At 57.5% G+C, this 21,764-nt stretch carries 15 protein-coding genes; 3 read left to right on the forward strand and 12 right to left on the reverse strand.

Annotated elements, in window-relative coordinates:
* Positions 1-170: 170 nt before the first annotated feature.
* Positions 171-1,289, forward strand: a complete 1,119-nt coding sequence (recF, locus tag WX88_RS10790; protein ID WP_046244379.1) for a DNA replication/repair protein RecF — start codon at positions 171-173, stop codon at positions 1,287-1,289.
* A gap of 73 nt (positions 1,290-1,362) precedes the next feature.
* On the forward strand, positions 1,363-1,665 hold the full coding sequence (locus WX88_RS10795) for a DUF721 domain-containing protein (protein WP_046244380.1): 303 nt from the start codon (positions 1,363-1,365) through the stop codon (positions 1,663-1,665).
* A gap of 615 nt (positions 1,666-2,280) precedes the next feature.
* Here WX88_RS10795 and WX88_RS10800 read toward each other — a convergent pair.
* On the reverse strand, positions 2,281-2,667 hold the full coding sequence (locus WX88_RS10800; protein ID WP_046244381.1) for a helix-turn-helix domain-containing protein: 387 nt from the start codon (positions 2,665-2,667) through the stop codon (positions 2,281-2,283).
* An 837-nt stretch (positions 2,668-3,504) separates the two neighbouring features.
* Between WX88_RS10800 and WX88_RS10805 the strand changes: the two genes are divergently transcribed.
* The gene (locus WX88_RS10805; RefSeq protein ID WP_156176066.1) at positions 3,505-4,125 is read left to right on the forward strand and encodes a hypothetical protein; all 621 of its coding nucleotides are present in this window, start codon (positions 3,505-3,507) and stop codon (positions 4,123-4,125) included.
* Positions 4,126-4,236: 111 nt separating this feature from the next.
* Here WX88_RS10805 and WX88_RS10810 read toward each other — a convergent pair whose 3' ends face one another.
* The 11 genes from WX88_RS10810 to WX88_RS10860 form a co-directional block, all read right to left on the reverse strand.
* Positions 4,237-4,506, reverse strand: coding sequence for a PLD nuclease N-terminal domain-containing protein (locus WX88_RS10810; protein WP_082115971.1), 270 nt, complete (start codon positions 4,504-4,506; stop codon positions 4,237-4,239).
* A 99-nt stretch (positions 4,507-4,605) separates the two neighbouring features.
* Complete coding sequence (locus WX88_RS10815; protein ID WP_231590671.1) at positions 4,606-5,268, reverse strand: rhomboid family intramembrane serine protease; 663 nt, start codon at positions 5,266-5,268, stop codon at positions 4,606-4,608.
* A gap of 6 nt (positions 5,269-5,274) precedes the next feature.
* Positions 5,275-6,246: a polyprenyl synthetase family protein gene (locus WX88_RS10820; protein ID WP_046244384.1), complete on the reverse strand. Its 972-nt coding sequence runs from the start codon at positions 6,244-6,246 to the stop codon at positions 5,275-5,277.
* A gap of 550 nt (positions 6,247-6,796) precedes the next feature.
* Entirely contained in the window at positions 6,797-9,286 is a 2,490-nt protein-coding gene (gene rnr / locus WX88_RS10825) for a ribonuclease R (protein ID WP_046244385.1), read from the reverse strand.
* A gap of 218 nt (positions 9,287-9,504) precedes the next feature.
* Positions 9,505-11,499 carry an ABC transporter ATP-binding protein gene (locus WX88_RS10830; protein WP_072052994.1) on the reverse strand — a complete coding sequence of 665 codons (1,995 nt, stop codon included), beginning with the start codon at positions 11,497-11,499 and terminating at the stop codon, positions 9,505-9,507.
* Positions 11,500-11,643: 144 nt separating this feature from the next.
* Positions 11,644-12,018, reverse strand: coding sequence for a hypothetical protein (locus WX88_RS10835; protein WP_046244386.1), 375 nt, complete (start codon positions 12,016-12,018; stop codon positions 11,644-11,646).
* Positions 12,019-12,198: 180 nt separating this feature from the next.
* Positions 12,199-12,858 carry a lipoprotein signal peptidase gene (locus tag WX88_RS10840; protein ID WP_046244387.1) on the reverse strand — a complete coding sequence of 220 codons (660 nt, stop codon included), beginning with the start codon at positions 12,856-12,858 and terminating at the stop codon, positions 12,199-12,201.
* 70 nt (positions 12,859-12,928) lie between these two features.
* Positions 12,929-13,591 (reverse strand): lipoprotein signal peptidase, encoded by a 663-nt coding sequence (locus WX88_RS10845; RefSeq protein WP_046244388.1) that lies wholly within the window; start codon positions 13,589-13,591, stop codon positions 12,929-12,931.
* 167 nt (positions 13,592-13,758) lie between these two features.
* Entirely contained in the window at positions 13,759-17,361 is a 3,603-nt protein-coding gene (locus WX88_RS10850) for an isoleucine--tRNA ligase (protein WP_046244389.1), read from the reverse strand.
* Positions 17,362-17,565: 204 nt separating this feature from the next.
* Entirely contained in the window at positions 17,566-20,010 is a 2,445-nt protein-coding gene (locus WX88_RS10855; protein WP_046244390.1) for an efflux RND transporter permease subunit, read from the reverse strand.
* Positions 20,011-20,231: 221 nt separating this feature from the next.
* Positions 20,232-21,734 carry a glycine--tRNA ligase gene (locus tag WX88_RS10860; protein WP_046244391.1) on the reverse strand — a complete coding sequence of 501 codons (1,503 nt, stop codon included), beginning with the start codon at positions 21,732-21,734 and terminating at the stop codon, positions 20,232-20,234.
* Positions 21,735-21,764: the final 30 nt, after the last annotated feature.

Here is a 21,764-nt window from a genome sequence, read left to right on the forward strand (position 1 = left end):
GCCCGCCAGTAGTTGCGGCTTTGCCTTTTCCTTTAATGGCGGCAGTGGCACCATTAGATGCTGTCGTTTTTTTAGAAGCCGCTTTTACTTTCGTATCCGCCATAGCACGTTGAGGTTTTTCGCGTTGGGAGGGCGAAATTACATAAAACTGCTGGCAATACCGATACCTTATGACCCTTGACTCGCTCCAGCTTCTTTTTTTTAAGAATTACGACGACGCTGCCCTCCGCTTATCTCCCGGCCTCAACTGTTTTATTGGTGATAATGGCAGCGGCAAAACTAATCTGCTGGATGCGATTCACTACTTATCGCTGACAAAGAGTGCGATAAGCTCTTCCGACGCTCTTTGTATTAAGCAAGGAGCTGATTTCTTTGTAGTTAAAGGGGTTTTCTCAGCTGATTTAATTTCTGGACCAGAAACCATCCAAGTTAGCTTGCGCTTGGGTCAGAAAAAGACACTCACCCACAACAAACAGCCCTACGAGCGGATGGCCGACCATATTGGCCGCTATCCCGCCGTCCTTATTTCTCCCTACGATACCGACCTCATCCGCCAGGGCAGTGAAGACCGGCGCAAGTATTTTGATAGCCTGATGGCCCAACTCGACCATGAGTTTTTAGAGCTACTCATTTCCTACAACGCTTTACTACGCCAGCGCAACGCTGTGCTGAAGCAAGGCACCGAGCGCTCAACCCCCCATGGCTTCGACCGTGACTACTTGCTCGCTCTTGATGAACAACTCGCGCCCATCGGGCAACAGCTCACAACCTTGCGGGAGGCTTTCCTGGCCGAATACGTACCCATCTTCCAGCGTCACTACCGGCAGCTTGCCGATGGCCGGGAATTAGTCACGCTCACCTATAAGAGCCAACTGCTGGGCGTCGACTTTGCCCAACTGCTGAGAAGCAATGAGCGCCGGGACTTCGTATTGCAACGCACCACCACGGGCTCGCACCGCGACGACTTCGTGTTTTTAATGGATGAGCAACCCGTCAAAAGTCACGCATCACAAGGCCAGCAGAAGTCCTTCGCTATCGCCCTAAAACTGGCACAGTTTGAAATGCTGGCCGCCAAGCAGCAGCACAAGCCTCTACTTCTCCTCGATGACATCTTCGACCGCCTCGATGACAAACGCATTGCCCGCTTGTTGGAGTTGGTAGCCGACGAGACCTTCGGCCAAGTATTCCTGACCGACACTAACCTTGAGCGTACCGATCAGGCACTGGCGCGGGTCTCCATTCCCATCCTTCGGTTCCGGGTGCAGGACGGCACCGTGGCACCCGTTTAAATACCAGCAAGCGCTACCTTTGTAGCCCAGAATCTGAGGCTGGTTCGGCCTCTCTTTCTGGTGTGCTTATACCATGAAAAAGCCCTCTTCTCGCTCCGGTGACATCTCTCTTAAAGAAGGCCTCGAGGCCTTGGTGCGGGCCTACCGTCTCCAGGGCAAGCTCAATGAGGTGACAGTAGTATCGAGTTGGGAGCGGGTGATGGGAAAGGCAGTGGCACTGAAAACCCAGGAAGTCTACGTTAACAAGGGTCGGCTCTTTGTTCGCCTCACCTCTGCCCCACTCAAGCACGAGCTATTAATGGCCAAGACTCGCGTGGCCGAACTCATCAATACTGAGGTTGGCGAAACGGTAATCAAGGAAGTCATCTTCCTTTAGCTAAGCTCGACCGATATCCGGGCTCCTCACGTGCTGCTCTCTGCGGCCGTCTGTGTGCGGCAATGCTACGCTGCTATCGGAACGTTGAAGACTTACTCGCTATTCAGGGCGTCTACTGAGCCATTCATTTGAGAGCTGAACTCTTCAACAGAATTCAAAAAGTCATCATTTCAAAGCAACGCTGACCAGCAATTCTGGTGGCTCGATCCTACCCTACTCCATTACAGCTTCTTTTGCGCAGGAGCCTTGGTCCGAACCTTTCCTTGGCACTAGGCGATACATGGTTTTAATTAATCGCTGGCTTGGCCTGTGGTTGCTGGTGTATTTTCTATTCCCCGAATTCCGCCCTTCTTCCGGCTGTTAATAGGCACTACTCCCGCTGCATAATGCATCACGGCACTTGGGAAACGTGCCTTTGCAGACAGGTCCTAGCTTGGCTTGACTGACAACTCTCCTTCTCGCCGACTTTCTGATTGCCTTATTCGGCTCTTCTGTCAGCAGCACACAAGGTCTGTCTTACGCCTCATCCTCATCTTGCCTGCATTTATAGGGCAGTGTTACACAGGCCACCCTGTCGGCTCTCAGAACAAAAATGTTTCACGTGGAACATTTTTGTTACTTCGGGCCATACACTTTTAGCAGAAGCTCATTGTAGGCCTCTAGAAGCGCTATGTACTTCGCCTGGAGTATTAAAAGTTGCTTCGATGCATCAGAATCAATGCTTTGAGTTGATGTTACACGGGGTGCAACACTATTTGTAACAGATGTTTTTACCGAATGTGTTACAAACGAAAGAGACGATTGTTGTAAAGCTGTAAAATCGTTCGAGAAATCGTGGTTAATAATGTCTCCTATTTTTTTTACGAAGTTGTAATCAATGGTCTCTTCCTTGAATTTACGATAGATGGTTGGACGTGTAACACCCAACTCTTCCACGATGCGCGTAATGGAAATACCACTGTTTTTGATAGCTTCTTGCAGGATTTCGCCTTGATGTGGCATATGTAGTGTGTTCCGTAACGCTGATGCAAATATGTCACAAATGTTCAACCTAAACAAATTTGTGTAGGCAATAATTTACATTGTAATGCGTATCAGGTGGGTGTTACAAGAACACACAGTGTATCAATTTACACGAAACAACTGTATCATTTGTGTGTAACAGCATTGATTTGTAACATGATGTAATGCTAGGACATCAAGCAGTGAGCTTCTTTGCTGTGTCGCATTGAGTACAAACGCTACAGTGAAATGAAGAATACTTTGGTCGGAGTACCACAGTCTGGCGTAGGGCAGGCAGTACCGCACCAAGGATGGCGGAACGAAGACGGCTCTTCGTCAGGATTACTCCCTCCATGCAGTTAGTAGAAGTTGCTTATTGACGGCTCGGCAGGTGCGAGCCGTCGTGTAGTTGGTGGAGGCTCATGGGCATGCTATGGAGGCTTGTTAAGCGAGCATGGTCACACTTTCTATAATATGAATGCGCGTGGCATTTGATAGAGGCTGAAGCGCCGCGCAGGAGTCGGTTTGCTGGAAGGTGTGAGCAGGCAGCTATGGTGAGTGCTTGGCTTTCGGCAGAAATAACAGCGCCTGCCTTTGGTGCATGAACAGCGCGGGAAACAGTGCAAGACAAGCGAGGGCGCCGTGCATTTCCGCATTAATGGCATGGTGGCTGTGGGGGTGAGTCGAAGAGGATTTCAGAGGAAAAGGGGCGCTGCGTATTCGCTTGGGGAAATCCACTACCCACTGACTGGCATTGCTAGCCTGAATGGGTTTCGCCTGCTTCTATCGCCGTGGGTTTGGGTATTTTTGCGGCTCATCATAATTGCCTACGACCTCATGAAGAAATTATTATTGTTTGTACTGCTGCTAGCGCTGGGAGCTGGGGGATACTACTACTATCGGAGTCTGAAACACGGGCCGAGCGGAGCGCTGGTCTCGGCTGCCGCCGCCGTGCAGGCACACGATATGGCCACCTTCGAAAAGTATGTTGATGTGAATAGCGTAACGACCCACCTGGTAGATGATGTGACACAGCAGGGCTCGATACTTACTTCCCTCATGCCGGGCGGCAGCCTATTGATGGGCGGGGCCATGCGCCTGCTGAAGCCAACCTTGGCCAAAGCGGCGCATCAGGAAGTGCAGCGCTATGTAGAAACGGGCTCACTGGAAGCAGCGGCAGCGGCGGCCCCCAAGCGGCTGGTGAACGTTTCCCTGACTGGGCTGGCCAATAAAGTCGTGAGCCATGACAGCGAGTTTAAAGGCGTCAAGTACACCCGGGAGGAGGGCGACAACGCTTTCGTAGGGCTTGAGGTTACCCAGCCGAGATACGACACCACGATGGTGATAGAAGTGAAGATGCGCCGCCTGGGCGACCACTGGCAGATGACACAAATCACGAACAGCGGCGAGCTACTGCGCGGCGTGGCACGGCTGGAAAAGAAGCGCCTGCTCGAGTAGCCGTACGCCACCCACGGCCACGGCTAAGCAAGGCCATTTCCAATTACCAACAGAAAGCCCCGACCAAATTTTGGTCGGGGCTTTCTGTTGGTCGCGATTTGGTGAGTGAGGCTATTTGCGCCCGGAGAACAAGAAGTAGATGATGGAACCGGCCACGGGGAAGACCCAAATGACGACGCCCCAGATGAGTTTTTTAGTGATGTCCCAGTCTTGTTTCAATAGGCTGATGACGGCGGCGATGGCTAGAATGAGGTAAAGAACCCCGATGAAAGAAAGGCTACCGTTGCTTTTGTAGCGCCTACACGACGAAGCCAGGAGCATCAAAGGAGGTAACAGCGCCGCGAGAGGCAGCCGGGAAGCAACATGACGAAGAGGATGCATAATGAGGGAGGCAAGTGAAAGATAAACTTGGTTTCCTCTTACGTACACTCCCCTAAATAGATATACCGGACCTATTTGCAACGCATAAACTGCTATTTATCAAACAAATGATTGCAGGAACGAGCTTATTTGCCGCACGAATTCTAATGCGGCGGCTGGCATGAAAACCAGCGTGACGACCACACCGTAGAGCGCGCCGTAGAAATGGGCGTCGTGGTTGATGTTATCGCCCCGTCGGCGGCCCTGGTAGTAAGAATAGAGCAGGTACAGGAAACCGAAGATGAAACCGGGGATGCCCACGGGGATAAACATCAGGTAGATTTTATTGAGTGGGGCAAAGATGACGCCGGCGAACAGCACCGACGCCACGCCGCCCGAGGCGCCCAGGCTGCCGTAGTTGCGGTCGTCGCGGTGCCGGAAATAAGTGGGAATGTCGGACACGATGATGCCGCCCAGGTACAGCAGCAGGAAGCGCCAGATGCCGCCGGTGGCGTCGAAACCATCGAGGCCGGGCGCGCCGGTACCGTTGCACAGCACGTCGAGCACGAGGCCTCCGAAGGAATAAAAGGCAATCATGTTGAAGAGCAGGTGGCCCCAATCGGCGTGCAGAAAACCGGACGTGAGGAAGCGGTACAACTGGCTCCGGTCGCGGGCCATGTAGTAGGGCCGGAGTATCCAGGATTCCATGAGCTGGTCGTTGGACCAGGCGTAGGCGGAGATGGCGACGGTGAGGCCGATGAGGATGAGAATGGGATTGAACACGGAGGGTTAGTTTTCGCGGTCCATGAGCTGGAGCGCGAGGTGATGCAGGGGCTGTTTGCGGTCGGCGGGGGCGGCTACGCGCTCCAAGTGCTGCAAGGCGTCCTGGAAATAGGTGTTGATGAGGGCCTCGGTCTGGGGGCGGATTTCGAGCTCGTCGTAGATGGCGCGCACGGCGTTCACCTTGGCGTCGGCATCGATGACGGGCTGGGCGATGAGCTGGCGCAGGATGGCTTGCTGGCCGGGGCTGGCCTGGGCCTGGGCGGTGAGCAGGAGGAAGGTTTTCTTGTCGGATACGATGTCGCCCCCCACCCGCTTGCCAAAGGTGGCGGCGTCGCCGTACACGTCGAGCAGGTCGTCGCGCAGCTGGAAAGCTAGGCCGATATCGGTGCCGAACTGGCGGAGGTGGTCGGCGTCTTCCTCCGAAGCCCCGGCGAGGCGGGCGCCCAGCTCCAGGCAGAAGCCGAGGAGAACGGCCGTTTTCAGGCGAATCATGTCCAGGTATTGGGCGATGCTGACCTGGGGCTCGGTCTCGAAATTCATGTCCCACTGCTGGCCCTCGCAGACCTCGGCGGCCGTCTGGCTGAAGCGCCGCAGGATGGTGGGCAGCAGCGCCGGCTTCACTTCCAGAAACAGCTCGTAGGCCCGCACCAGCATCACGTCGCCGCTGAGGATGGCCACGTTCGGGTTCCACTTTTCGTGCACCGTGGCCTGGCCGCGGCGCAGGGGGGCCTGGTCCATCAGGTCGTCGTGGAGCAGGGTGAAGTTGTGGAAGACTTCGGTGGCCAGCGCGGGCTTGATGATGCCGCTGAGCTCGTCGGTGAAGAGGTGGGCGCCGAGCAGCGTGAGCAGCGGCCGGATGCGCTTGCCGCCCAATCCCATGATGTAGCGGATGGGGGCATACAATGTATCGGGTTGCTCGCCGTAGCTGAGCTGCGCAAGGGCGGCGGTGATTTGAGCGGGGAAGTCGGGGGTTTGCATCAAGGCAAAGGTCGTAGGAAATGCCTGTTCAAGGCGGGAAAATCTGGACCGCTTCTCCGGGCGCCGCCGGGCCACCGGGGTACTTCTAACGGGGAGGGGGGTACTTCGGAAGTACCCCCCCTCCCTTCAGAACCGACCGCGCCCGGCTAGTAGCCGACCCGGCCCGCTTTGGAGCCGACCCGGCGCGGCTTTCACCTGAGCTACCCCACTTCCAAGCCGACCGTACCCGGCTCGAAGGGAGCCGCGACCGGCTTTTAGCTCCGACGGGCCGGCTCGGAAGTGGGGTAGCTCAGGTGAAAGCCGCGCCGGGTGAGGTAGGAAGTGGGAGGCCTCGGTAAGGAAGCGGGGGGGTGCTGCCCCAGCGGCGCGACTGGCGGAACCTCACCCCCAGCCCCTCTCCAAAAGAGAGGGGAGCCGAGAAGCTTCTGACGGATGAGCTTGGTATTGCATCAACAAAAAAGTCCCGACTCTACCCAGAGTCGGGACTTTAAAATCGTCAGGCTCCCCTCTCTTTCGGAGAGGGGCCGGGGGTGAGGTTCTACCGGTGAGGTTACCGCCTTTTACCCTTGTGGGCACCCTTCGCCATGCCGCCGCTTTTGCCGCCCTTGTCGTAGTCGCGGTAGCCGCGGGGGGCGCCACCGCCACGGGTGCGGCGCTCCTCGGCCTCGCGCTTTTTCACGAAGTCGGGGCGGTTGTCAACTAGCTCAAAGTCGATGGTGCGGTCGAGGAGGTTGGCCGATTTCACGACGACATCCATCTCGTCGCCGAACTGGATGATGCGCTTGGTCCGGCGGCCCACGATGCGGTAGTTGTCCTTGTCAAGCTCAAATTCGTCGCCGGGAATGTCGGAGAGACGGACCATGCCTTCGCACTTGTTCTCCTCAATCTCGACGTACATGCCCCGCTCGGTAAGGCCCGACACCACGCCCTTGAAGGTGTTGCCCACTTCGTCGAGCATGAACTCGACTTGCTTGAATTTGATGCTGGCGCGCTCGGCATTGGCGGCGAGTTTTTCGCGGGCCGAGGAGTGCTTGCACTCTTCTTCCACGGGCTCGGCCGGCACGTTTTTGCCGCCTTCCAGATAGTGCTCCAAGAGGCGGTGAGCCATCATGTCGGGGTAGCGGCGGATGGGCGAGGTGAAGTGCGAATAGTGGGCGAAGGCCAGGCCGAAGTGACCGAGGGGCTCGGTGGTGTAAATGGCCTTGGCCATCGTCCGAATGGCCAAACCTTGCAGCACGTTTTGCTCGGGCTTGCCCACCACTTCAGAGCTAAGGTTGTTGAGCTCGGTGCTGATCTTTTTCGGGTTTTCGAGCTTCAGCTTGTAGCCGAACTTCTGGGCGAAGAGGGCGAAAGTCTGGAGGCGTTCGGGCTCGGGCGCATCGTGGGTACGATACACCATGGTGAAGCGCGGCTTGGTCTTTTTGAGGTTGAACACGAACTCGGCCACCTTGCGGTTGGCCAGCAGCATGAACTCCTCAATCATCTTGTGCGCGTCCTTGCGCTCCTTCACGTACACGCCGAGGGGCTTGCCGTGCTCATCGAGCCGGAACTTCACCTCCTGCGTTTCGAAGGTGATGGCACCTTGCTTGAAGCGCTGGGCGCAGATTTTATGCGCCATGTCGTTGAGCACATTTATCTCCTCAGCGTAGTCCCCCTCCTTGCTTTCGATGCGCTCTTGGGCCTCCTCGTAAGAGAAGCGGCGGTCGGAGTGAATAATGGTTTTGCCGAACCACGACTCGTAGAGCTTGCCTTTTTCATCCAGCTCAAACACGGCCGAGAAAGTCAGCTTGTCCTCGTGCGGGCGCAGCGAGCAGAGGCCGTTGCTCAGGCGCTCGGGCAGCATCGGAATCACGCGGTCGACGAGGTACACCGACGTGGCGCGGTGCTTGCCCTCGCGCTCTAGCTCGGTGCCGGGGCGCACGTAGTGGGTCACGTCGGCGATGTGCACCCCCACTTCCCAGTGGCCGTTCTCCAGCTTCCGAATGCTCAGGGCATCGTCGAAGTCCTTGGCGTCGGCCGGGTCGATGGTGAAGGTGGTGATGTCGCGGAAATCGCGGCGGCGGGCAATTTCATCCTCCGCGATAACCTCGCTGATGGCCTCCGACTCCTCCTCGACTTCCTGCGGGAATTCGAAGGGCAGGCCGAACTCCGCCATGATGGCGTTGATCTCGGCCTCGTGCCCGCCGGCCGCGCCGAAGTTGCGAACCACCTCGCCCACCGGCTGGCGGCTGCTGTCCTCCGGAAACTCGTTGATGCGGACCAGCACCTTGTCGCCGGTGCGGGCGTCGTGCAACAGATGCGGCGGCACGAACACATCGAAGTACACCTTGCGGTTGTCGGGCTGCACGAAGCCGAGCGTACCCTGCACTTGCAGGCGGCCCACAATCTCGGGGCGCACGCGCTTGAGCACTTCCACCACGTCGCCCACGGGGCGGCCGTCGCGGGAGCTGCGCAGCCGCACCCGCACGATGTCGCCCTGCAAAGCAAACTTGAGCTGGTCGGTGAAGACGCGGATGTCGTCGGCATTGCCCGTCCCCTCGGGCACGACAAAGGCAAAGTTGGGCGTGGCCAAATCGACGGTTCCGATAACCGTGTTCGACGGTGCCCGCTCGGGCCGGTCGTCGCCGTCCACGTAGTCGAAACCGGCCGAGCGCCGACGGTGCACGATGGGGTCCTGGCCGAACTGCGCCTGCACGGAAAGGTTGCGCGGGGGCTCCACCGGGAGGTCGGCCTTCTTAGCCGATTTGCGGGCACTGGACGGCATCAGCGCGGTAGCCACGGCTTCGCTATCAGCCAAGCGGTATTCGTCGTTCTGAAGCAGCAAAATCAGGCCCTTCTTCCGCAGCGCTTTGATGTGCGCGAAGATTTCCTCGCGCTGCCCCTTGGTCGTGACGCCAAGGCGGCGCGAGAGCTGGCGGTAAGCAAGGACTTTGGTGGGGTTGTCGGTGAATGCGCGCAGCACCTGTTCCTGAGTGATGGGCGCAGGTTCGGGCTTTTCACGCTTGGCGCGGGGAGCCTGGGGTTTCTCGGGGGTATTCATGTAAAAAGGGGCCGCCGAAAAGTTGATTGGTCGCAGGCGGCGAGAGCGAAAAAATGAATGCGCCGGCGGCGCGGTAAATAAAACGGGAGGCTAGCCGGGAAGTTATGTAGAACGCAGCCTTTGCTGCCTCGGCCCGCGCCGAAAGCTAAACTATAGAAAATACGATGCGGCGAGTCAGTCAGGTTCGCGTTCAGTCGTTCAACGCGGCGTAGCGAAGGCTACGCCCTACTGGCCACGGCAGCCTGGATGTCGGCCAGGCTATCCTTGGGGATGGCAGCCAGCAGGCCTTGGGTGTATTCGTGCTGCGGCGCCGCATAGATGGCTGCCGCCGGGCCGCTTTCCACGATGCGGCCCTGGTGCATGACCAACAGCCGGTCGCTCATAAACCGGGCTACGGACAGGTCGTGCGTGATGAACAGATAGGTGATGCCGAACTCACGTTTGAGGTCGTTGAGCAGGTTCAGCACCTGCGCCTGCACCGAGACGTCGAGGGCCGAAACCGATTCGTCGCAGACAATCAATTTGGGCTGCAAGGCCAGCGCCCGGGCAATGCAGATGCGCTGCCGCTGCCCGCCGCTGAACTCGTGCGGGTAGCGCTGGAAATGCTCGTCGCGCAGGCCCACGGTGCGCAGCAGCTCCAGCACTTTCGCCTTTTGCTGTTGGCGGGTGCCGCCCACGTTGTGCACCCGCATCGGTTCCCAAATGGCCTCGCCCACCGTCAGCATCGGGTTGAGGGCGGCGTAGGGGTCCTGGAAAACCAGCTGCAAATCGCGCCGACGGCGGCGCAACTCACCAGCCGAGAGCCGGGCCAAATCAGTTCCTTCAAACAGGATGCTGCCCGCCGTTGGTTCCGTGAGGCGGAGCAGCGCCCGGCCGAGGGTAGTCTTGCCACAGCCGGACTCCCCCACCAGCCCGATGGTCTCGCCGGGATACAGCGTGAAGCTGACATCGTCCACGGCCCGCACATAATCGGTGGCGCGGCGGAAGAAGCCCTTGCGGAGCGGGAAGTAGACCTGGAGGTTCTGGACTTCCAGGAGCGGCGCGGCCGCAACCTCACCCCCTGACCCCCTCTCCAAAAAAGAGGGGGCACCGGCTCGTGAGGACGATTCTATTGCCGAACTCGCCAGCGGCATGTCCGGTGCCCCCTCTTTTTTGGAGAGGGGGTCAGGGGGTGAGGTTAACGCCTGCGCCGAACCCGCTTCCACCCGTGGAACATCCCCATGTTCCACGGGGAACGTTTTGGCGGTTTCAATTTTATCCCGTAAATGCTGCTCCTCTACTTCGGTCGATGATTCCGCAAGTGCCTCATCTGAAAGCGAAACAACCGGTTCGGGTTGGGCCAGGAGCTGCCCGCTGGCGTCTTCCCGCATGAAATCAGCCACCACGGGCAGGCGTTTTTTGCCCACCGAGAGGCGCGGACGGCACGCCAACAGCCCTTTTGTGTACGGATGTTGCGGATTTGAAAAAATATCCAGTACCCTACCCTGTTCCACAACCTTACCCCGGTACATGACCAGGATGCGGTCGGCGATTTCGGCCACCACGCCGAGGTCGTGGGTGATGAAGAGCACGGCGGTGTTGTGTTGTCGGCGCAGGTCGTCAATCAGGCGCAACATGCGGGCCTGCACCGTCACGTCGAGGGCCGTGGTGGGCTCGTCGGCGATGAGCAGGGCCGGGCGGCAGGCCATGGCCATGGCAATCATCACGCGCTGCTTCTGGCCGCCCGAAATCTCGTGTGGATAGCTGTTGAAGATGGCTTCGGGGCGCGGCAGCTGAGCTTCGGTGAAAAGCTCGATGGTGCGCTCCTTGGCGGCCTTGGGCGTGCAGTCGGTGTGCAGCAGCAGGGCCTCCACCACTTGGCTGCCGCAGGTGTACACGGGGTTGAGCGAGGTCATCGGCTCCTGGAAAATCATGCCGATGTCGTTGCCGCGCACTTGGCGCAGGTCGGTTTCGGAGAGTTTCAGCAGGTCGGTGGTGCCGAGTTTTTCAGAGAGAAAAACGGTGCTGCCGCTGGCAATGCGGCCGGGCGGCATCGGAATCAGCCCAAGCAGGGCCAGCGACGTCACGGATTTACCCGAGCCCGACTCCCCCACAATGGCCAGCGTCTCGCCCCGGTTCAGCTCAAACGACACGTTGTCCACGGCCCGCACGTCGCCGCGGTGGCTGGAGAAGTCAATAGTGAGGTTGGAAACGGTGAGGAGGGGGTTGGGCACGGAGGGAATTGTGGGGTAATTTTTAAGCAGTTGTGAGCAGTTGTGAGCAGTTTGGGTACGCAAGAACGTCATTACACTAGAACGTCATGCTGAGCGCAGCCGAAGCATCTCTACTGAACGGCTTTGAGCAAATACTCCAGCCCGCTACTCAAGATTCTTCCCCATTGGATGAATATTCCTTTCATCAAAGTGGTCGAAATACGGTTCGAGACCTTCGGCGATTATACGACCAGGCTCGTAGCGTCTACCGGTTTTGTCAATCAGGTAGGGAAAACAGTAGATGCCGACCCAATAAATTTTTGGATTAATAAATTGGAAGTTAATACGTGCTTCTATTATAAAGTCTGTTTTAAACCCATTCGCTATAAGCTCTTTGTCAATAATTGTTTTCAGGCTTTTGGCATGGAAAACAAGCGGATAAAGATTCAATTCAGCAGGTTCAAAAGTGGCTTCTAATACATTGAGAGAAGCGTTTGTCAGGTTCAGCTTTCTGGCTGCATGCAACAACCAGTCACCCATATAGCCACAGCTATAGTATCTCTCCGTTTCGAAGAAGCTTTGAGTGATGTTGTGTGGAATCCCGTTTAAATTTCTCCACTTGGGCATAAGTGCAGGCGCATTTTCAAGTGGTAGAGATGCTTCGGCAAGCTTAGTATGACGTTCTAGTAAAAGCAGAAAGACCAGAGCTACCCCAGGTTCTCAGAGTCCGGAGCTACTAAGTGGGGCGCGCTCCGTGGGTAAGGCGGCATTTTTCTCTTCTTGCTTGAAAAAACGGCTCTGGTTGAGCAAAATCAGGGCAACAGCAATAGAGATTGAAGAATCAGCTACGTTGAAAATAGGAAACCCATAAGTGTATTCGCCGCCAATAACCGGCCAGGACTGAGGGATGATTCCTTGGTAGATGGGGACGTATATCATGTCAATCACCTGACCATAAAACCAACGCGTGGGTGAGCCAAACGGCGCATTGTTGTAGATGACACCGTAGAACACCGAGTCGATAACGTTACCCAAGGCACCGCCTAGAATCAAGGCCATGCAAGCAATGTAGCCACCAGTCGCCCGCTGCTGGCAGAGGCGAACAATGTAATAGCTCAACGCAGCGACAGCAGCCAGACGCACGGCTATGAGGATTAGTTTGCCGTAGGGCGCGGGCAGCTCAGCGCCGAAAGCCATGCCGGGGTTCAGCGTGTAATGGAGCTTGAACCAGTTGCCGAACACCGGGATTTCGCCCGCCATGCCGGGTTGCATGTAGGTGTGCACGGCCCACTTCGAGAGCTGGTCGATGGCGATAATGAACAGCGCCAGCAGGAAGTATCTAGCGGCGGATTGCTGGCGAGTGGTGAGGGTTGGCTGCATTTTAGGGGTTGCCTACGGGCAAAGTAAGCAGGCGTAAAAAAAAGCTGGAATTTCTGGTCACGAGTGAAAGCTAAAGAACGGCGGGCGTTTCGGCCTCTGAGGTAGAGCTGGTAGAAGCAGGGGCCGGCTCTTCCTGCTTGAAAAAACGGCTCTGATTGAGCAGAATCAAGGCGACGCCTACGAAAATGGAGGAGTCAGCAATGTTGAAGATGGGCCAGAGCGAGACGTACTTCCCTCCTAGCAGCGGCCAGTTTTGGGGCAGGAAGCCTTCGTAGATGTCCACGTAGAGCATGTCAATTACTTGGCCGTAGAACCAGCGCGTAGGGCTGGCAAAGGGCGCGTTGTTGTAGATGATACCGTAGAAAATCGAGTCTATCAGGTTGCCGACGGCACCGCCTAGAATCAGGGCCATGCAGGCGATATAGCCGCCGGAGGCCCGCTGGCGGCAGAGGCGAATAATGTAGTAGCTCAGGCCAAAGACAGCTACCAAGCGGAAGGCGGTGAGCACCAGTTTGCCGTAGGGCGCGGGCAGCTCGGCACCGAAAGCCATGCCCGGGTTCAACGTGTAATGGAGCTTGAACCAATTGCCAAACACCGGAATTTCCCCCGCCATGCCGGGCTGCATGTAGGTGTGCACGGCCCACTTCGAGAGCTGGTCGATGGCGATAATGAAGAGGGCCAGCAGAAAGAATTTGGCCGCGTTTTGCTGGCGAGTAGTGAGGGTTGGGTGCATTCAGACGGTGCCAAAATTGGCGAGAGCGACGGCTTGTTTTATTACCGTCTTTTTGTACTTTTTATAACTGACTGTCTGGACTTTTGAGCCGATAAAGACGAGCTTATTGAGTGTTTGTGCGGCCGATGACTCGCCGGGGTTTTGAGGCCCCGGCGAGTCGTTCAACATCAAGCAGTTGCAACCTCCAAATGCACGGGCACGGAGTAGTCATCAAATTCGAGCACGGAACCGCCCTTCACGTCGGCCGCAAACGTCAGGGCGAGGGCCTGCGTTTCGGAGCGGATGTAGTCACCGAACGCGGCCACGGCGGCCGTGAGCTCCGGCTGCTGGTCTGCCAAAGTGACGCGAATTTTGTCCTGTACTTCCAGGCCCGAGTCTTTGCGCAGGTTCTGCAGGCGGTTCACTAGCTCGCGGGCGAGGCCTTCCTGGCGCAGTTCGTCGGTCAGGGTCACGTCGAGGGCCACGGTCAGGGGACCGTCGGTGGCCACGAGCCAGCCGGGCAGGTCGTCGGTGCGGATTTCCACATCGTCGGGGGCCAGGGTGATGGGCTGGCCATCGACCTCTACGGCTAGGCTTCCCTCCTTCTCCAGCTTCGAGATTTCAGCTGCGGTCATCTGCTGAATGCGGGCACCCACGGCCTTCAGGCGCGGACCGTATTGCTGGCCGAGACGCTTGAAGTTGGGCTTCACCGACTTCACCAGTACGCCGCTTTCATCGTCGAGGAATTCGATGTGCTTCACGTTGATTTCGGCACAAATCAGGTCTTCCACGAATCCGACTTGCTCCTTGGTCGAGTCGTTCAGCACCGGCACTAAGATGCGCTGCAGGGGCTGGCGCACCTTCAGCACCGACTTTTTGCGCAGCGAGTGGGCCAGCGAGCTGATGCGCTGGGCCAGCTCCATGCGTTCCTCCAGCTTGGCGTCGATGCGCGCCGTGTCGGCTTCCACCAACAGCGTGAGGTGTACGGAGGCGACTGGCGCGGTCCCGGCAACCTCACCCCCGGCCCCTCTCCCCAGGAGAGGGGAGCCAGCCGTAAAGTTCAGGTTTTGGGGCATGTCCGGTGCCCCCTCTTTTTTGGAGAGGGGGTCAGGGGGTGAGGTTGACGCCTGCGCCGTCATGTTCTTATACAGCCACTCGCCGAAAAACGGCGCGATGGGCGACATCAGCTGCGCCACCACCACCAGGCATTCCTGCAGGGTTTCGTAGGCGGCGCGCTTGTCGGCGGTCAGTTCGCCCTTCCAGAAACGGCGGCGCGAGAGGCGCACGTACCAGTTTGAGAGCTGGTCGGTCACGAAATCCTGGATGGCGCGGGCGGCCTTCGTGGGGTCGTAGCCGTCGAGATGGCCACGCACTTCCACAATCAGCGACTGCAGCTTGCTCAGAATCCAGCGGTCCAACTCGCTCAAATCCGACTGCGAAATGCGGTCGAATTCGCGGGTCTGAAACTCGTCCAGGTTCGCGTAAAGCGCATAGAACGAGTACGTATTGAACAGCGTGCCGAAGAAGCGGCGCTGCACCTCCGTCACGCCGGCGGGGTCAAACTTGAGGTTGTCCCACGGTGGCGCATTGGCGATGAGGTACCAGCGGGTGGCATCGGGGCCGAACTGCTTGATGGTGGCAAACGGGTCCACGGCGTTGCCGAGGCGCTTGCTCATCTTCTGGCCGTCCTTGGCGAGCACTAGACCGTTGGCCATCACGTTTTTGAAGGCCACGGAGTCTTCCAGCATCACCGCCAGGGCGTGCAGCGTGAAGAACCAGCCGCGGGTTTGGTCCACGCCTTCGGCAATGAAATCGGCGGGGAAATTCTTCTGGAATTTCTCGCCGTTTTCGATGGGGTAATGCCACTGCGCGTAGGGCATGGCGCCGCTGTCGAACCACACGTCGATGAGGTCCGTCTCGCGGTACATGGGAAGGCCGCTGGGCGAAACGAGGAAAATGTCGTCGACGTAGGGCCGGTGCAGGTCCACTTTTTCGCCGTTGGCGTAGGGGTTGTGGGTCATGACTTCGGCCGCTACGGCCTTGTCAATCTCCGTTTTCAGCTGCTCGATGCTGCCGATGCACAGCTCCTCGGTGCCGTCCTGCGTGCGCCAAATGGGCAGCGGCGTGCCCCAGTAGCGCGAGCGGCTCAGGTTCCAGTCCACCAGGTTTTCCAGCCAGTTGCCGAAGCGGCCACTGCCGGTGCTTTCGGGCTTCCAGTTGATGGTTTTGTTGAGCTCGATGAGCCGGTCCTTCACCGCCGTGGTCTTGATAAACCAAGAGTCGAGCGGGTAGTAGAGCACGGGCTTGTCGGTGCGCCAGCAGTGCGGGTAGGTGTGCTCGTACTTCTCCACTTTGAAGGCCCGGCTGCGTTCCTTCAGGCGCACGCTGATGTCCACGTCGAGGGTGCGGTAGTCGGCGGCGGTGTCGTCGTGGCCGTCGTAGTTTTTCACCCAACGGCTGCCAAATTCACCCATTTGGGCTACGTAGCGGCCGGTGCGGTCCACGATGGGGCTCAGCTTGCCCTGGTCATCCATCACCATGAGCGCGGGGATGTCGTTCTGCTGGGCAACCCGGAAGTCATCGGCGCCAAATGTGGGCGAGATGTGCACGATGCCGGTGCCGTCCTCCGTGGTCACGAAGTCGCCGGGGATGACGCGGAAAGCGCGCTCCTCCCCTTCAAATGTCGGGAAACCGTCTTCGCTGCCGAACAACCGCTCGTAGCTGATGCCCACCAGTTCGGCGCCAGTGAATTCACCAACCACTGACCAGTGTAGAACCTTACCGTCTTTTCCAACCAACGCTTTTCTAAACTCTTGATTAAGAGTTTCTACTACACTGCCATTCACTTCATGCTTACTGGTTTCTGCACCTATCATTAAGTGACCTGACCCAACGCCTATTTCATTACCAGTCCCTTCGATATCAAGATATAAAAAGTAGCGTCTCACCAAATCCTTGGCTAGCACCAGCACCTGCGGCTCGTAGGTGTAGGGGTTGAAGGTGCGCACCACCGCGTAGCGAATATTCTTGCCCACGGCCAGGCCGGTATTGGCGGGTAGGGTCCAGGGCGTGGTGGTCCAGGCCGTGATGAACACGGGCAGACCGTCTGCCAAGACAAACAGCTTCTCCGATTTCTCGTCGCGCTTCACCTCAAACTCGGCCACAATGGTCGTGTCCTTCACGTCGCGGTAGGTGCCGGGCTGGTTCAACTCGTGCGAGCTGAGGCCGGTGCCGGCCGCTGGCGAATACGGCTGAATGGTGTAGCCCTTATACAGCAAGCCCTTGTCGTAAAGCTTCTTGAGCAGCGCCCAGCAGCTTTCGATGTACTCCGGCTCGAAGGTCACATAGGGGTCATCGAGGTCGACCCAATAGCCCATTTTCTCGGTCAGGTCGTCCCACTGCGCCTTGAAACGCATGACGGTTTCGCGGCAGCGCTGATTGTACTCCTCAACCGTGATTTTCTTGCCGATGTCCTCCTTCGTGATGCCCAGTTCCTTCTCCACCTGCAGCTCGATGGGCAGGCCGTGGGTGTCCCAGCCGCCTTTGCGGGGCACTTGCTTGCCCAGCAACGTCTGGTAGCGGCAGAAAATGTCTTTCACCGTGCGCGCCATCACGTGATGGATGCCGGGGGCGCCATTGGCCGAAGGCGGGCCTTCGTAAAACACGAACGTGGGCTGGCCTTCGCGACTGCTCACGCTCTTTTCAAAGATGCCGTGCTCCTTCCACCAGGCGAGGATGTCCTCGCCCACCTGGCCGTAATTGAGCGGCTGCTTGTATTCGGGGTATTTCATGTAGTGAGTCTGTCTATTCTTTTTAGTCGCCTGCCACGCCCACGCCTGTCATGCTGAGCCTGCGAAGCATCTTATCAAGATTGAACGAGTCGTTCTGCGGTGATAAGATGCTTCACAGTCTCAGCATGACAGATGGCGCGGGAGAGATGCTTCGGCTGCGCTCAGCATGACGGTCTTTATTTTTCTACAGGCAATCTGAGGATCTTAAATCTCATAACTACCAACGTCGCTTTCTTTCTTCATTCGGGCCAAGTTCAACTCCTGGTCGTCGTCCTCTTCATGATATGACTCGTCGTAGTGTCGGATGAGGGCGTTGTTGTCGATATCGCTGCTCTTGCCGTGCTCAAACGTCACGAGGAGCGAAGGCAACAGAATCAGATTGGAGAAGTTCGTTATCAACAACGAAGCCGCCATTAACAATCCCAAGGCCTTCGTCCCACCGAATTCGCTGAAGGCGAAGATGCTAAAACCTACGAACAATACAATGCTCGTGTAAATCATGCTGGTTCCGGCCTCGCTCAGCGTTACCGATACGGCTTCGCGCACGCGGCCGCCGTTCAGGGCCATTTCCTGGCGGAATTTCGCCAGCAAATGGATGGAGTTATCCCCATCAATTCCCAATGCAATCACGAAAATCAAAGCTGTACTGGGCTTGAGTGCGATGTTGAAATACCCCATAATGCCAGCCGTGAGAATCAGCGTCACGGCATTGGGAATGAGGGCGAAAAGCACCGTTTTGAACGAGCGGAAGAGAATGAGCACCACCAAACCCACCAGCCCGAAAGCCATAAACAGGCTGTCGCGCAGGGTGTGAATGACATATTCGTTGCCCTTGGTGAAGATGATGGTCGTGCCCGTGGGCCGGATATCCATCCCCGTCCCTTTGAAAATGCGATTCATCTCCGGGATGATTTTCGTGTTCATCAGCGTGTCCAGGTTCTGGGAGCCGATATCCGCGATTTTTAAGCTGATGCGGGCTTTCTGGCCGGTGCTATCGGCGAAGGAGCGGAGGAGCTTGCCGTTCATGCCGGCGCCGGTAGCATTATCTCTGGAATTAGCCAGAGCACTGAGGATGAAGTTCTTTTCCGAATTATCAGGCAGGCGGAAAAACTTGGGGTCGCCGTTGTAGAAGGCCTGAGTGCTGGCTTTGAGGAAGGTAACCAGGCTGACGGGTGGTGACAGTTCCGGCTGCGTCCGCAGGAACTTCTCGAACTGGTCGATTTTCTCCAGATTTTTGAGCTTCAATAGGCCCTTTTTCTTGTGGGTGTCGACTTCAAATTCCAGCGGCATCACGCCGTTGAAATGGCTTTCGAAAAAGGCCAAATCGGCGTTGACGGAGCTTTTCTTGGGCAAGTCATCCACCATGTACGACACGGCATCGATACGCGAAATGCCGATGGCGGCGCCAGCTACCATCACCAGGGCCGCGATGTAGACGGTGGGCCGGCGGTCGAGCACAAGGTGGTCGAAAAACTCCAGCAACTTGGTGAGCGGCGCGGCATCGAGGTGCTCCAGCTGTTTGGGCGTGGGCGGCGGCAAGTAGGTAAACACGGCCGGAATCAAAATGAAGCTGATAACGAAGGCCGCGAAAATGTTGATGGTAGCCACCAAGCCAAACTGGTAGAGAATGGCGATGTCGGTGAAGGCAAACACGATAAAGCCCACGGCCGTGGTCGTGTTGTTCATCAGCGTCACGAGGCCGATTTTGCGGATTACCCGCGTCATGGCCAGCATCTGGTTGCCCGATTTGCGGTAATCGTAGTGGTAGCGCGAAAGCAGGTAGGTGCAGTTCGGGATGCCGATAACAATGATGATGCTCGGAATCAGGCCCGTGAGCAGGTTGATTTTAAAGCCCAACAGCACAATCGAGCCAACGCACCAGATAACGGTGACGCCCACCACAATGAGCGGAAACACCACCGCCGACCACGTCCGGAAGAACACCAGCAGCGTTACCCCAGTCACCACCATGGCCAGGATGGTGAAGAACTTCATTTCGCCGGCCACTTTGCTTGTCATGGTGGAGCGCACGTAGGGCAGGCCGGCGTAGTGCAGGCGGATGCCCGTTTTCTGCTCAAACTGCCCGGCAAAGCCCAGAATATTGTTCATCACCGCCTGCCGCTTCGATGAATTCAGGTACTTTGGGTCCATGGTCAGGGCTAGCAGTGTGGCCCCCGTGGTGGGACTGATGAGTTGGCCCTTGTAGAACTCGACGTTGTTCACCACCCGCATCAGGCTGTCGAGCTCTTTTTGGCTGCGCGGTGGCGTTCTGAAAATGGGGGCGGTTTTGAAGCTATTCGTGGCCGTATCCTTGGTGATATTGAGCAGCTTGCTTACGCTCAGCACGCCATTCACGCCCTGTACTTTGGCAAGGGTATCGGTGAGGATGCGGAATTCATTGAAGTTGCCCAGCTTATAAACGGAGCTGTCTTGCAGGCCGATAACCAGCACGTTACCATCTTCCCCAAACCGTTGCTTGAACTGTTTGAAGTAAATCATATCTGGGTCTTTCTCGCTTACGACCTGGGCGAAGTCGTAGGTCATCTCCACGTCCTTGGCCTTCCAGGCCATGAACACGGTGATGACGGCCAGTACCGCAACCAGCGAGAGGCGAAACCGGATAATAAATAAGGCGAGCTGTTCCCACATAAATCCTGTAAAAAGGTAAAGTTACGTAAGCGCCCGGCGGCCAACAGAACGGTCCGCTGGCCGCAGGCTTACGGCAACGGCGTTACCGTAAGCCTGCGCGCCACGAAGACGAGGGCAGTCTTCGGGCTGCCGTAGCGGAGTCGGTTTCCGCCACGGCAACCTGAAGACTGCCCTCGCCCTACGTCCTATCGCGCGCTACGCACGCAACTGTATAGGACAGCTTATAGCTTCTCAAATATCCGACGGAAGCTCACGGCCTCGCCAATGTAGGCGCGCAGCTCCGAAATGGGCAGCCGGATTTGCTCGCGGGAATCGCGGTGACGCACGGTCACGGTGTTGTCTTCGAGGGTCTGGCCATCCACCACGATGCAGAAGGGCGTGCCAATGAGGTCCTGGCGGGTGTAGCGCTTGCCGATGGCGTCGCGCTCTTCCAGCACGAGGCGGAAATCGTACTTCAGGTCATCAAAAATTTCCTGGGCCTTTTCGGGCATGCCATCCTTGCGCACTAGCGGGAAAATGGCGGCTTTGACCGGGGCAATGGCCGGATGCAGCTTCAGAAACGTGCGGGTTTTGGTTTGCTGGTCCTCGCCCTCCCCTTCCGTGATGATTTCCTCGGCAAAGGCATTGCAAAGCGTGGCCAGAAACAGGCGGTCGGCGCCCACTGAGGTTTCCACTACGTAGGGCACGTAGTTGCCGTAGGGCTTGCCTGTGGCGGGGTCTACGTCGTTGTCGAAGTACTGCTGCTTTTTGCGGCTCAGGTTCTGGTGCTGGGTCAGGTCGAAGTCGGACCGGGAGTGAATGCCCTCGATTTCCTTGAAGCCGAAGGGGAACTCAAACTCGATGTCGACGGCGGCCTTAGCATAATGGGCCAGCTTATCGTGGTCGTGAAAGCGCAGCTTTTCAGCCGGCAGGCCAATGGCCTCGTGGAAGCGGCGGCGGGCGGCCTTCCACGTCTCATACCACTCGCCTTCGGTGCCGGGGCGCACGAAGAACTGCATCTCCATCTGCTCAAACTCCCGCATGCGAAAGATGAATTGCCGGGCCACAATCTCATTCCGGAAGGCCTTGCCGATTTGCGCAATGCCGAAGGGAATCTTCATGCGAGCCGATTTCTGCACGTTCAAGAAGTTTACGAAGATGCCCTGGGCCGTTTCGGGGCGCAAGTACACCGGTGGCGCATCGCCCTCCACGGCCGAGCCCTGGGTCGAGAACATCAGGTTGAACTGGCGCACCTCGGTCCACTTGCCGGTGCCCGATACGGGGCACAGGATGTTCTCGTCGATGATGAGCTGACGCACGCCGGCCAAGTCATTTTCAGTGAGCAGGCGGCCCATCTCAGCGGTGAGAGCCGCCCCACGGACAGGGTCGCCGGCTTTCTCATATTCGGCAGCCTTCTCCTCCAGCAGCACGTCGGCGCGGTAGCGCTTCTTGCTGTCGAGGTTGTCAATCATGGGGTCGTTGAAGCCCGCCACGTGGCCACTGGCCTCCCAGGTGCGGGGGTCCATGAAAATGGCGGCGTCGATGCCCACCACGTTGCCGTGCAGCTGGGTCATGGTCTCCCACCAGAGCCGCTTGAGGTTATTTTTCAGTTCTACGCCATTGGGGCCGTAGTCATACACGGCGGCCAGGCCGTCATAGATTTCCGATGACTGGAACACGAAGCCGTATTCCTTGGCGTGGGCTACAATATCCTTGAGCTGGGTAGTTTCGAGTGCTGGATTCATGCCGGCAAAGATAAACCGCAGATTTTAACA

Origin of the sequence: Hymenobacter terrenus (assembly GCF_000972495.1) — a bacterium.
GTDB lineage: Bacteria > Bacteroidota > Bacteroidia > Cytophagales > Hymenobacteraceae > Hymenobacter > Hymenobacter terrenus.